Origin of the sequence: Paenibacillus alvei DSM 29 (genome assembly GCF_000293805.1) — a bacterium.
GTDB lineage: Bacteria > Bacillota > Bacilli > Paenibacillales > Paenibacillaceae > Paenibacillus_B > Paenibacillus_B alvei.
Genome location: NZ_AMBZ01000003.1, coordinates 58,606 through 72,225 on the forward strand (window position 1 = coordinate 58,606; position 13,620 = coordinate 72,225).

Here is a 13,620-nt window from a genome sequence, read left to right on the forward strand (position 1 = left end):
TGTTCATGATGTGCTCATTACTTCTGATGATGTAGTCGGCAAAATGTATTTGTGACCATGATCTCTTGATGGTGTGGAACACGTGATTTCATTGGCACTACGGACGGAGTTCTGCACGGTTGCTGCCGTACAACGAGAAGCGAGTCCACAACGTATTAAGGAGCAGCAATATTCCTGACATAATAAAAATTCCTTCGATACCGATAACGCCCGAAAGCAATCCGCCGACAATCGGTCCAACCATGTTGCCCAGCGCTAAGGTGCTGCTGTTGAAGCTGTAAGCACGGCTTTCCATACCGTCAGGCGTAAATTTGCGGATAAGCGAATTAACGGAAGGAAGGAGTCCTCCCATGAAGATTCCGAGTGCAAACCGAACGGCGGCAAGCTGCCATACTTGCGTGACGAAGGCTTGTGGGATTAAGCAGCAGGCTGCACCGACTAGGCAAATGGTTAAGATGCGATGCGATCCGATTTTGTCGCTGATTTTGCCGAGTATCGGTGAACAGATCATATTAGACAATCCGGTCACTGCGCTTACGACTCCGGCTAGCAATGCCAGACCCTGCTGTGATCCATGGAGCTCCTGTACATACAGCGGCAATAACGACATGGGACTTAGCATGGCGAATTGCAGCAGGAAGGTAACAGCCAACAACGACTTCAATTGCGGGATGCGGGCCAATTCCTTGAAACCCTGCAGTACAGACATCTCAGACGTTTTGCTTACCTTCTCACGATCGAAGGACTCTTTCACCATGAACATTGTCAGCATGGTTGCCAGAAATAGGAGCGTTCCTGTGATGTAGAAAATAGGACGGTATCCGACCAAGTCGGCCAACACGCCGCCCATTAGTGGCCCCAAAATCGAGCCTGCAACGACCCCGGATTGAAGAACTCCCATCGCGAAGCCCATTCGTTCTTTGGGCGTCGTTGACGATACTAGCGCAACGGCAGCAGGGTTGAATCCGGAAATGGTTCCGTTCAGCATGCGCAGCAGCAATAGATGCCAAGGCGTCTGCGCTAACCCCATTAATGCGGTAACTGCCGCCATTCCGAATCCCGAGCGAAGCAGCATGACCTTGCGCCCGTATTTGTCAGCGAATTTCCCCCATATCGGCTGGAAAATAAATGAGGTGAAGAAATTCGCCGCAAATATGAATCCTGACCAGAGCGCGATTTGATGCGTATCGGTCAGTCCGATATCATGCTGCAAATATAAAGCAAGAAACGGGGTAACCATGGTCATTCCTGCCATGGCAAGAAATGAACCGAACCATAAAATGATGAGATTTAATTTCCATTGCTGCATATCTCTTGTTCACCACTTTCTTCGGTCACGGTCCGTCCGATGTGCCAGCAACTGGTACCAGTATACCATATTGTACTATAACAATGTTGTCATATTGGAAGGCAGTGATGCCAAGCATTGCTACACCTCATTGATTTTGCTGTACGTTACAATACAGCGAATGTTGGACTTCGCAAATCGTTCTGGCCATTCCTCGCCTTTATAAGCAGGATAACCGATCTTATTGCGTACATGTGCACCGATCCCGAGACAATCTGTCTTTTGCTCCTGAAGGAAGCGAATGACCTGCTCGTACTTGCGCTGCAACTGCTTGGTAATGTTGGAGGAGGTACCAACATTATTGTTGCCAAGCTCGTTCAATGATGAGGTGGTGGCTCCCTTGATGGACAGTGTGATTTCCACCTCTGGATAGGGATCCGTTCGGATAACGCGGATTTTCCGTTTGACTTGAGCATTTTCAATAATAAGCGGTTGTTGTTTGTTCATCCGTTCCTCTGGGATATACAGGAGCGCCGTCATTCGGTTGCTTCGTAAAGTGAGCATGAAATTGACATCCTCCTCGGGCAGGGTCGCGACCCAGCTTCCGTTCCGAAACAATGCCATTCCGTGAATTCGAACATCGTTTTTATTAAAACTGGCAATGGAGCAGACAGGCTCAATCCCATCATCGAGATCGTCTCGAATAAAGTTGAAGAGTGAAGATAGGGTCAAGTTTTTATTTTTATGAAGCTTCATCAGCAATTGATACAGGGCGAGGTTCAACTCCCCCTTGGGCGCTTGGAAAATGCCGCTGGCCTTGCCTTTCACCATAAGCAGGTTGGAGGTCAAAGGGAACTTCGAGTCATAGACAAGATGACGGATGGCATTTACCGGTTGCCTCGCAACCTCTTCCCCGAACAAAATGTTGCGCAGTTGTCCAACCACGAGTTGGGATTGTGTCTGCAGATTGAAATGATTCATAGCCCCCTGGAAATCTGGCGCCTCCAGGATAGAATGCCAGATGAGTGTCTTGTTGCCACTAGACTCTTGCGGAAAGCTGATGCCGTATTTGAATGGGTGTTTCTCCCCAACATCGACCGTAATGGTTTGAATGAAACCTGCCTCATTCACAATAATCTTTTGCTGGCATCCGGTTATAGCGATAATGGAGATGATCCATACTCCGGTTAAGAAGAGCTTTCGAATGGATGTATCCTTCATGACACAACCTCCTGTTCACGTTTGCGGTCAGGCGGATTCTTGTATGGACGTATCTTCGCGCTTAGCGGCCGATTGCTGATCAGCATGGACTGGGAGAATCCAATACAGACTAATGAGGATCAGAATGAGTATCCAGTCTCCATATGCGACAAACTCGCTTATCTTGCCAAATTGCTCAACAGTGATGGAAGCAAGCAGCGGTATTGAGCATAATACGCAAAGAAGTACAAAAACAGGCGCTTTGGGTGCTTGATGCCGAATATGCATGACAGCTTGCGAAGCACTCCATATGTACAAGGAAGCAGAGATAACGGCAGAGAACATCATGAAGATGAACAGCAGGTCGGTAATATTCTCAAGCGCTGTCAATCTGGAGCCTCCGTACAGCCGCAGAACCGGGTAAAGGATCGTGCTGGACTGATGAATCGGAAGCATGCCTTGAACAAGCAAACAGTACATCAAGTAGTAGGCGGCAGCGATTCCGTTGAACAAGAGTACAGTGCGGAACCATTTCGTCTTTTTGTCCAATAGCGGAGCCAACATCATCAATAGCTCAAAACCGAAAAAAGAGCTCATGATTTCTGAGATGCCGGCTGCCGTTGGATGGGCTTGATAAAAGAAAAAGGGTGTAAGCCGAGTGAATTGGAAATCATTGAATTGCAGCAGCTCAAGGCCAATGGACCAGAATGTCAAAACAAAAAACAATAGAGGACTTCGCCATTGTGTAGGGGCCTAGCCATGCACAGTACAAAGCTGTTCCTAAAATGATAATGCTCAGCGTATGAATGTTTACTGAGGTATCATTTGTATACTGAAACACCAGCGTATAGGAATGTATCACGGTATATACAATCCCGATGAACTGAATGCCAATGAAGCTGAGGAGAGGAACAGCTGCATATGCCGGAAGTCTCTCCGATATGAGTTGTGGAATAGACTGAAATCCATGTCTTCGCATCCCGTAATACATCACAATAATGTGGAGCAGTGAAAGAATATAAAAAACAGGGATCATAACCCAACTGTTGGTGCCAAATTGCTGTGCCATAACATTGGGCAATTGAAAAAACAAAGCTCCCCGTTGTGTCATATAAATGAGGATACCTACTCCCCAAGCTTTGCATGTTGGTGACAAGGCCGCACCTCCGATGTCATCTCTTGATGGGTTCCGACGGTTATATTTGTCGACGGATGCGTTACCGATTGAGGCACTCGGTTTTGTTTTAAAAACAGATAAAAAGGCACATCATCGATGTAGATATACTCCCGATTGATACTTCGTAAATGGCATAAATGCATAATAAATACAATCAAAAACAACATGAGCCCAAAGTAACCGAGAAATCCGGCTAACAATATCGACATGAAGCGAAGCAGGCGCAATGAAGTTTCCATGGTATAGTTCGGCACGATAAAGGAGGAAAGCGCTCCTGCAGCTACAGATACGATGAGAACATTCCCTGCTAATCCAGCCTGTACGACTGCTTGTCCGATGACGAGACCGCCTACGATGCCGATCGTTTGTCCAATCTTCGTTGGAAGCCGAACCCCTGCCTCGCGCAGCAACTCAATGACGAACTCCATCAGCAGCGCTTCGATCATGGGATCGAATGGAACAGAGGAACGAGAGCTCACAATGGTTTTCAGCAAGGTGGCCGGAATGAATTGATAGTGATACGTAGTGACGGCTACGTAAAATGCACTGAACATAATAGAAAGCATAAAGGCTGCTAATCGAAGCAAGCGGATAAAAATACTGAAATGCCATCTTTCATACATATCCCCTGTTGAAGCGAAAAACTCCAAAAAACGGGCAGGGGCAACCATTGCAGAAGGGCTGTTATCTGTAATAAGCGCTATTTTGCCCAGTGTAAGAAGGTGAACAACTGCGTCAGGCCGTTCTGTGTCATACCACTGTGGAAAGATGGAGAACGGCGAATTCTCCAAATATTTTGCTACTGTATTTCCGTCCAGCACTTCATCGATATGGAGAAGCTGAATCCGACGGTTAATCTCATCAAGTGCAGATGCATCGACTTTTTCTTCTAAGTAAACGAGGTACACAAATTGAGAGTAGCTGTCTCCTACATCTACTTTTTTACTTTAAGATCCGTGGTTCGAAGTCGCCGGCGCAAGAGTGACACATTGGTGCTCCAGCCTTCTGTGAAGGCGTCATGCGGTCCGGTTATTAACGTTTCTTTTTCAGTTGCTTCTACTGATCTGGTGGATCCGCTCCCAGATGACACGGTATACAGTTTCGAACGATACACTGCGCCGATGCGGCCTTTCAAGATATCAGTAATGAAGCTGCGTTCACTCGCGGCTGGACTAGGCTCCTGGATAGCTTGCCAAGTGGATAGCATGCGCATTATGCTCACATCAGTCGGGTTATCTTCGAAGAATGACGTGACAATTTGTTGGAATTGGGCTCCGTCCAACAGGTGATCGAAATAATAAAGGGTCACCTCTCCGTCAGCATAGGAGCGTACGGTTAAGTCATCGCATTCGCGAAATGAATGTGTAAGCTGCTGTTGCAAATCCATGATGCGCGAAATCCTCCTGTTTGTCCCTAATCCATGAGCATATGATGCGCAACATCATAAATTTTATGATGGGGTTTGAACAATATAAGGGCGCATTATCGGCAAAGAAGCGGGTTGTATGATAAAATGTCAAAGTCTGCTCATTTTTGGACTTGGATTGTCAACAGATTGTCATAGCTTCTGCAGATGGTCTGGTTGTGGTCGTTCTGGAAAACGGGCATAATGGAAGCGTTAGGTTGTAACAAATTGCACAATACCGTTCGTTTGGAGGGTATATATGACTTATAATGATCGTTTTATACGTGCATGCCGCAAGGAGCCGGTCGATCGGCTTCCGGTATGGTACATGCGCCAGGCGGGGCGCTATGATCCGGAATATCGCAAGATTAAAGAGAAATACAGCTTGCTTGAAATATGCCGTCAGCCTGAATTGGCTGCGGAAGTGACGATGATGCCGGTGAAGAAGCTGGGCGTCGATGCAGCTATTTTATATTCAGACATCATGAATCCTGTTGCGTCGATTGGAATCGACTTTGATATTGTCGCTCAGGTTGGCCCAGTGATTCATAATCCAATCCGCACGGCTAAGGATGTTGAACGCTTGAAGCCGGTTGATCCAGAAGGGGATTTAGGACATATTCTAGAAACCATTCGGATACTGGATTCTGAATTAAACGTACCGCTGATTACGTTTGCGGGAGCTCCATTTACGATTGCCAGCTATCTGATTGAGGGGCATCCATCGAAATCTTATATACGTACGAAAACGATGATGTACGAAGCGCCAGAGGTATGGTTCGCACTTATGGACAAGCTCGGCGATATGGTCATCCGTTATGTTCGCGCTCAAATTGCGAACGGCGGGAAAGCGTTCCAATTGTTCGATAGCTGGGTTGGATCGCTGTCTCCACGTGATTACGTAAGATATGTTCTCCCTGTGATCGAGCGGATTTATGATGAGCTGTCTGATCTCGGTGTGCCGAGCATTTACTTCCCAGGGGTTAGCTCAGGCGAGCTGCTTCCGTATCTGCATGTCTTGAAGGCCGATGTGATAGGACTGGATTGGCGGGTGTCTATCGCAGAAGGACGGAAGCGCCTAGAGGGCAAATATGCAGTTCAGGGCAATCTTGATCCATTTGTACTTACTGGTCCTATGGACATTATCCAACGTGAAGCGGCTCATATTATAGATGAAGGTGTGAAGGAGCCTGGATATATTTTCAATCTAGGACATGGACTATTCCCAGAGGCATCGCTGGATAAATTGAAGCAGTTGACGGAATTCGTTCATGCCTATTCATCAGAGGCAATTGCTTCCCGCAAATAAAGGCTTAGCAGCAATCTTGATGGAGGTGGCGCATGAGTAAGAGAAAAGTAGGCGTTCTCGTCATGTCCTATGGGACACCATGCAGTATGGAAGAAATCGAGCCGTACTACACGCATATTCGCAGAGGGAACCCTCCTTCTGCCGAGCAATTGGCGGAATTAAAAGAGCGCTATGAAGCGATTGTAGGTGGAGTATTTCCACTTCGCGAAAATACAGATCGTCAAGTTGCAGGGCTGCAGCATACCTTGGATCGTTTAACCGCAGGTATGGATGTGCAGTATGTGTGTTACCAAGGTCTGAAGCATGCTCAGCCATATATTGAAGACGGCGTGGCGGCAATGGCGAAGGATGGAATAACGGAAGCAGTCAGCATTGTGCTCGCTCCGCATTATTCTGTGATGAGCGTTGGCGGCTATAATAAGCGTGCTCAGGAAGAAGCGGCTAAGCATGGCATTCAGATGAAATGCGTCAACAGCTATCACCTGCATCCGGAGCTTATAGATGCGCTGGCTAAGCGTGTAAATGAGCAGCTGGAAGCCTTCGTGACTGAGGGAGCGGTGCGTGGTGAGGTTGAGGTGCTATTTAGTGCACATAGCTTGCCGGCGCGCATATTGGAAATGAATGATCCTTATCCGGACGAACTGAATGCTACGGCAGCAGCTGTAGCCAAGCAGTGCGGGTTAAAGGGCGGACAATGGCGCTTCACTTGGCAAAGTGCGGGCCAAACTGCAATGCCATGGCTCGGCCCAGATATTTTAGATACATTAGCTGCAGTTGCAGAAGAAGGCGCGAAATGGGTACTGTCTGCTCCAATCGGGTTCGTGTCGGATCATTTGGAGGTTTTATATGACTTGGACATTGAAGCACTTCGCACTGCAGAGCAATTGCAAATCGGCTTCAAGCGTATACGGATGTTGAATGACGATCCACAATATATGTTGGTGTTGGCCGACACGATTATGAAGTTGGATCAATAGGGAGCTAGAGAAAGAAGGGGCGTAACATGAACTGTTCGCGGGATCTGGTCATCATCGGCGGGGGGATAACGGGGTTGTCCGCCGCTTACTATGCAGCGAAGAAAGCGGAGGAGAACGGACAGACGCTGAGGATTGCTATCATTGAGCAAACCTCTCGGCTAGGCGGCAAGATTGAAACCTTGCGCAAAGACGGGTGCGTCATCGAGAAGGGGCCTGATTCCTTTCTCGCCCGCAAGATGCCGATGATCGATTTAGCGCGCGATCTCGGACTGGAATCGGAGCTTGTAGCAACGAATCCACATGCCAAGAAGACATACATTGTAAGAAGAGGTGTCATGCATCGCATGCCTCCGGGACTGATTCTCGGAATTCCTACCGAGCTGGCTCCATTCGCGAAGACAGGGCTTATTTCGGTCATGGGCAAGCTGCGTGCATTAATGGATTTATTCAAGAAGCCGCGCATGTCGACCGAGGATGAATCGCTGGGCTCATTTTTAGAACGGCGATTAGGTCATGAAGTTATGGAGCATATTGCTGAGCCGCTGCTGGCTGGGATTTACGCAGGGGATATGAGCAAGCTAAGCCTGCAGCAAACATTTCCGCAATTTGCAGAAGTGGAACGAAAATATGGAAGCTTGATAAAAGGGATGATTGCAAACCGCAAGGCGGGGCAGTCTTTGCCCGGATTGCCGGACGTTGCGCGGGGTTCAACCTTTTTGACTTTCCGCAGCGGTTTGACCTCTCTTGTTGAACGTTTGGACGATGTACTGCGAGAAGCGAATGTAGACATTGAACTAGGTGTTGGAGCAGAACGATTCGAGAAGCTGGCAGATGGAGGGTATCGTATTTATCTCGATAATGGCAATACGATGGAGACGCCATCCATTGTGGTGACCACGCCTTCTTATCACGCCTCCACTTTCTTGAATGATCATGTGGACACCTCTGGATTGGAAGCGATTGAGCATGTGTCGGTTGCCAATGTAGTCAGTGTGTTTGAGCGGAGCGTAGTGACGAAGCCGCTAGATGGAACGGGCTTCCTTATCTCGCGGAAAGAGAAGCGGGCCATTACGGCATGTACGTGGACATCGATCAAGTGGCCGCATACGTCAAGAGGGGACAAGCTTATCGTCCGCTGCTATATTGGGCGCGCAGGCGATGAGGAGCGGGTCGAATGGCCGGATGAGGCGCTTAAGCGCACGGTTCGCAATGAATTGCGGGATCTTATGGGCGTTACCGCTGAGCCTGAGTTCGTAGAGATCACGAGACTGAAGCGCTCGATGCCGCAGTATCCTATTGGTCATGTGCAGGCCATTCAGCGACTGCGTGAGCAAGTCGGCAAGGAGCTTCCGGGTATATATCTCGCAGGTCAGCCGTATGAAGGGGTTGGCATGCCGGATTGTATCCGCAGCGGTCGAATTGCTGGCGAACAGTCCATTGCATTTTTGGCAGACATGTGTTCGGCAGAAGAAGATAAAAGTGGAACATTCGCAGGATAATCCCCTACCATTTCTTGCAGATAAAGTGAAGCATCATGATGAGTTGAGGCAAACCGTGATGTTGAATTCAATGACTTGAAGAAGAGGCCGTGCTCGGACACGGCCTCTTTTTTGTATGAACTTGTTTGGAAAATTGTGCAAAAGCTTCTTTGCCCACGTTATTGTTCACTTGTTATAATGGAAGCAGCGTATATTTCTTTCGAGCAAGCATACCAAAATAATGATAAGAAGGAGAGCCTATGGAGTTATCGAGAACGGAACGACACAAGCAGCGGCGCGAGCAGCAACAGCAGCGGAAACGCAAAGCAGTATGGATATACGTTGTATTCGGAATTATCGTTATTTCAGCAGCGTTATTTGCTTGGCAGGGGAAGTTGTTTGATTTAGGCGGGACAGAAGCCAAGGATGGAATAACGGCTCCTGCAGGAGATAAGTCAGCCGTAGGAGATCAAGAACAGAACGGAGAGGGCGCGAACGACTCTAAGGGTACTAAAGATGCAACGGATGCAAATGACGGGACAACTGTTCCAGAAAACAAGAAGGAGGCCACGGTTCGCTTGACGTTCGTCGGCGATATGATGATGTCAGGTCGAGTCGAGGATGTAGTCAAGGAGAAGGGATATGATTTCCCTTATTATTATGCGAAGTCTCTGCTACAGGATGCGGATCTTGCGATTGGGAATCTGGAGACGCCCTTGACTATAGGCGGAAAGCCAGCAGACAATAAGCTGTTCGTGTATAAGTCCTCCCCGAAGATGGCCCAGGTAATGGCTGATGCTGGAATCGACATCGTCAACTTGGCGAACAACCACTCGATGGATCAAGGTGAAGAAGGGCTTTTGGATACATTCCAAGCATTGAAAGCAGCAAATGTCAGCTACATAGGAGCCGGGAAGAATTCAAAGGAAGCTTATACGCCGTTAATCGTAGAGCGCAATGGGATTAAGCTGGCATTTTTAGGTTTGAGTCGGGTTATTCCCGATGATAGCTGGTATGCGTGGAAAAACAAGCCTGGAGTAGCGACTACCTATGAAGGAACGAAGGAGCGGGCGGCAGAAGCGATTAAGGCAGCGAAGAAGGAAGCTGATATTGTTGTCGTCATTGCGCATTGGGGAGAAGAACGGACAGATGAACCAAATGCGAAGCAGAAGGAGCTGGCGAAGCTGTTCGTGGATTCCGGCGCCGATCTCATCGTTGGCGGACATCCACATGTCGTACAAGGGTTTGAACAGCAGCAGGACAGTTGGATTGCTTACAGTATGGGCAACTTTATTTTCACGCAAGCGGAAAATCCGAAAACGTGGGAGACAATGGCGCTTCAAGCAGAATGTAAGAAGGACGGCAAGTGTGAGCTTAAAATGACACCGTACTTCACAGATGTAGGACAAGCAATCCCGTTAGAGGGTGAGCGAGGACAAAAAGTAATGAAGCGACTACAGGAAATATCGTCAGGCATCCACATTGATCAAAACGGAAACATACGCAAAAAGCAATAATTCATACGTAATCATACTGACAGGAAGACACCGAACAATTGATGGGGGAGAAAGGTATGAATCCACATTTGAGAACGCAAAGCTTGGATAAAAGTAATCATTCCTTCATTCGAAATGTATATTGCATAGGCCGCAATTATCGTCTGCACGCTGCTGAGCTTGGCAACGAAGTTCCTCAGGAGCCGATGGTTTTCATGAAGCCCTCTCACGCGGTTGCGCATATTTCAGAGATGATCGATCTGCCGCTTCCGCTTCATCTTGGATCCGTGCATCATGAAATCGAGCTTGTGCTTCGAATCGGGAAGCCTGTTCAGAAGGGAATGACCGCTGACGAGGTTGTTGATGCCTACGCCTTAGGAATTGATTTTACGCTGCGTGATGTACAGGATATGCTCAAGCGTAAGGGGCATCCTTGGATGGCTGCAAAAGGAGTCTTGAATTCTGCGCCGATTACGTCTTTCCGTCCTTTTCCAGGAACAGAGGCATTGTTGCATTCACCATTTAGCCTGCTTAACAATGGCAAGGAAGTGCAATCAGGTTCGGCGCATGATATGATCTTCTCATTTGATACGCTTATTACCTATATTGCCGATCATTATGGGCTTGGGGTAGGAGATCTGTTGTTTACTGGAACGCCTGCAGGTGTGGGAGCTGTACAGGTTAATGACGAGCTGTCGCTCATAATGGATGGTGAAATGCTTGGCAGATGCCGCATATGTGCTATGGAAAAGGTCATTTAAACGATTGTGGATGTTACCTCGATTTGTTGAAAATAGCATGGACAAAAACCATATTTAGTTTCATTTCTTTAAGCCCGTTTTCGGGCTTTTTTATTATATTTGGGAGAATAACATGATATTTTTTTACGATTAAAAGAAGGATTCGACAATATCTTGGATAATATTTAATTTATATAGAAAAGGAGGAGATTGCATGAATGTTTGCAAGATTGAAGAGCAAATGAATACATAAAGATGTAGTTACATTAACTACGCCTCGAGTAATTTCCAGCAACGACACCGCAGAATAATATCAACAAACTTCACTAATGAGCTCTCTTACGAACTAGACATCTAGATATCATATGTGTTGAGTTATCGATTTCGCAAATAGAACGTCTTATCTGTGTCCTTCATTTTGGAGGAGATTCGTGCAAATACCGTCATGATAAATTTAGGATTTCATATGTTGTGAGGGGGCTAAAAATGAAATGGTATGCATTAAGTGTTGAAACGGGCTGTGAAGAGACTGTTCGATCAATTATACGGCGTGATTTTGATCCGTCCATATTACATGCGATTGTACCTAAGCGAAGATTATGTGAAAAAAAACAAGGCCATATTCATTATGTTGTCAAAACGATGTTTCCCGGTTATCTTCTCATACGAACTACGATGAATACAAAAACCTACTACAAGCTTCGAGAGGTACCGAAGGTCTACAGTATTCTTAATAATTTTCAAATACAACATAAGATATATAAAAACGATGATATTGTTTCTATTTCTAACATTCCTGAAGAAGAAGTCTCTATGTTATTTCAATTGCTTGATAGAAATCATATTATCAATTTATCGGGTGCAATCGTCATAAATTCACGAGTTCAAGTAAAATGTGGCCCACTAAAGGGGATGGAAGGAATTATTCGGAAAGTGGACAAACGGAAAAATCGTGCTAAAATCTCATTAAGTTTTCTTGGATGTGAAAAGCTTATCGATGTAGGAATAGAAATACTTCAATAATAGGTCGATTTTTAATCAAAGGGTTATGTCATTTCTGTTTTTTTAAAAATAATATGTTTATATCGTAAATTTATAGACATTGTCTTAACATGGAAAATGTCATTCCCCCTTCAATTGGGGAATGACATTTTATACGCGTGAGGATCAGTGTAATATTTGTATATATTTGTCAATTTATGAAGCGAAGAATTGTTGAAAATCAACCGTTGTTTCGGCACGTTGATAGATAGGCAAATAAGATAAAGGAACCTAAACAGGGTATTTCGTAATTTGGTATCATTTTTACATCCTCGTATAAGAAAATATCCCAAGATTTGCGATTCTCGTCATATTTGACCGAGGTACGCCTTCTCATTTCCTGGTACCAGGGGAAAAGGTTCAAAACTATTACCGAGCTGTTTCGCATTCTTTACATAGGTCTCCCAAGCATTGTTCATTGGCATGCACTCCTCCTAACATATACTTTATTCACTTAGAGTACTACTATATACTATTTTTACATAGATTTATTACCTACCTTCTAGGTTGTCAGGGATTTGCAAAATAAGGAATATTATTGAGTTCGTTGTGGTAAAATTGGGCACGGACGAAAGGAGGAGAGCCACAATGCTTGCTAGGTGGATAGAAATGATAGATAGCCTAAATCCGTGGCTGATTGGCTTTGTAGGAAGTGCTGTCGTTGCGGGAGCTGCACTTTGGAAGCGTGCCTTGACACGATCCGGGGCAGCAGCCGCTGTGGTCATGGGAACAATTTATTATGGAAGCGGCAACGTAGTCTGGTTTGGGTTGCTGCTTGCCTTTTTCATCACGTCGACCTTCTGGTCGAAATGGAAAAAGCGGAAGAAATCCCACCTTGATCATATTTATGAAAAAACAGGTGAACGCGATGCTGGTCAGGTATTTGCAAATGGCGGGATTGGCATGCTGCTTTGTATGGCGAATGCAATATGGCCAAGCTCTGTATGGCTGTGGCTGTTCATCGGGGTGATGGCGACAGTCAATGCGGATACATGGGCAACGGAAATTGGCAGTTTGAGCAAGCGGCTGCCTCGCTCACTGCTGAACGGGAAGCAGGTAGCGGCCGGTACGTCTGGGGCGATATCGCCGCTTGGCACGTCCGCTTCAGTGGCGGGAGCACTTACGATAGGCTTTGCGGCAGTCGGTTTGATGGTGCTGCAGGATTTAGTGGCAACTCATCCGGCAGGTGACGGATTGAGCTGGATCACTCTCCTTATTGTGATCGTTGCTGCGACAATTGGCGGAACAGTGGGAGCATTGTTTGATTCCCTGCTGGGTGCCACTGTGCAGGCAGGGTATCAATGCAGAACTTGTGGAGTATCCACGGAGCGGTTATTGCACTGCGCAGCAGCGACGAATCATATTCGCGGCCTCGCTTGGTTAAATAATGATCGTGTCAACTTGCTTGCTTCATGTATCGGCGGAATTGTCTCACTTCTTGTCGCTCTGCTTCTGTAGTCGGAAAGAGAGCTTGAATTGTCACGCAATTGAAATCGACAACATTCCTGA

9 protein-coding genes and 2 pseudogenes are annotated in these 13,620 nt (G+C 46.6%); 7 read left to right on the forward strand and 4 right to left on the reverse strand.

The window, feature by feature from the left end; genetic code table 11:
* Nucleotides 1-97 precede the first annotated feature (97 nt).
* The 4 genes and pseudogenes from PAV_RS10825 to PAV_RS32305 form a co-directional block, all read right to left on the reverse strand.
* On the reverse strand, nt 98-1,309 hold the full coding sequence (locus PAV_RS10825; RefSeq protein ID WP_040735795.1) for an MFS transporter: 1,212 nt from the start codon (nt 1,307-1,309) through the stop codon (nt 98-100).
* 120 nt (nt 1,310-1,429) lie between these two features.
* Nucleotides 1,430-2,509 carry a Ger(x)C family spore germination protein gene (locus PAV_RS10830; RefSeq protein ID WP_005546019.1) on the reverse strand — a complete coding sequence of 360 codons (1,080 nt, stop codon included), beginning with the start codon at nt 2,507-2,509 and terminating at the stop codon, nt 1,430-1,432.
* Between the two features lie 27 nt (nt 2,510-2,536).
* Nucleotides 2,537-3,599 (reverse strand): annotated as a pseudogene (locus PAV_RS37550) (GerAB/ArcD/ProY family transporter).
* Nucleotides 3,600-3,613: 14 nt separating this feature from the next.
* Nucleotides 3,614-5,052: pseudogene (locus tag PAV_RS32305) on the reverse strand (spore germination protein).
* Nucleotides 5,053-5,329: 277 nt separating this feature from the next.
* Here PAV_RS32305 and hemE point away from each other — a divergent pair.
* The 7 genes from hemE (at nt 5,330) to PAV_RS10880 (ending at nt 13,569) form a co-directional block, all read left to right on the forward strand.
* Nucleotides 5,330-6,379 (forward strand): uroporphyrinogen decarboxylase, encoded by a 1,050-nt coding sequence (gene hemE / locus PAV_RS10850; RefSeq protein WP_005546030.1) that lies wholly within the window; start codon nt 5,330-5,332, stop codon nt 6,377-6,379.
* A 32-nt stretch (nt 6,380-6,411) separates the two neighbouring features.
* Complete coding sequence (hemH, locus tag PAV_RS10855; protein ID WP_005546031.1) at nt 6,412-7,356, forward strand: ferrochelatase; 945 nt, start codon at nt 6,412-6,414, stop codon at nt 7,354-7,356.
* A 26-nt stretch (nt 7,357-7,382) separates the two neighbouring features.
* Nucleotides 7,383-8,855 (forward strand): protoporphyrinogen oxidase, encoded by a 1,473-nt coding sequence (gene hemG, locus PAV_RS10860; RefSeq protein ID WP_005546032.1) that lies wholly within the window; start codon nt 7,383-7,385, stop codon nt 8,853-8,855.
* A gap of 239 nt (nt 8,856-9,094) precedes the next feature.
* Nucleotides 9,095-10,351 carry a CapA family protein gene (locus tag PAV_RS10865; RefSeq protein WP_005546033.1) on the forward strand — a complete coding sequence of 419 codons (1,257 nt, stop codon included), beginning with the start codon at nt 9,095-9,097 and terminating at the stop codon, nt 10,349-10,351.
* Nucleotides 10,352-10,407: 56 nt separating this feature from the next.
* On the forward strand, nt 10,408-11,091 hold the full coding sequence (locus tag PAV_RS10870; protein WP_005546034.1) for a fumarylacetoacetate hydrolase family protein: 684 nt from the start codon (nt 10,408-10,410) through the stop codon (nt 11,089-11,091).
* A gap of 465 nt (nt 11,092-11,556) precedes the next feature.
* A complete protein-coding gene (gene loaP / locus PAV_RS10875; RefSeq protein WP_005546035.1) occupies nt 11,557-12,093 on the forward strand; it encodes an antiterminator LoaP in 537 nt (178 codons plus the stop codon).
* A gap of 606 nt (nt 12,094-12,699) precedes the next feature.
* Nucleotides 12,700-13,569: a DUF92 domain-containing protein gene (locus PAV_RS10880; protein ID WP_005546037.1), complete on the forward strand. Its 870-nt coding sequence runs from the start codon at nt 12,700-12,702 to the stop codon at nt 13,567-13,569.
* Nucleotides 13,570-13,620 lie beyond the last annotated feature (51 nt).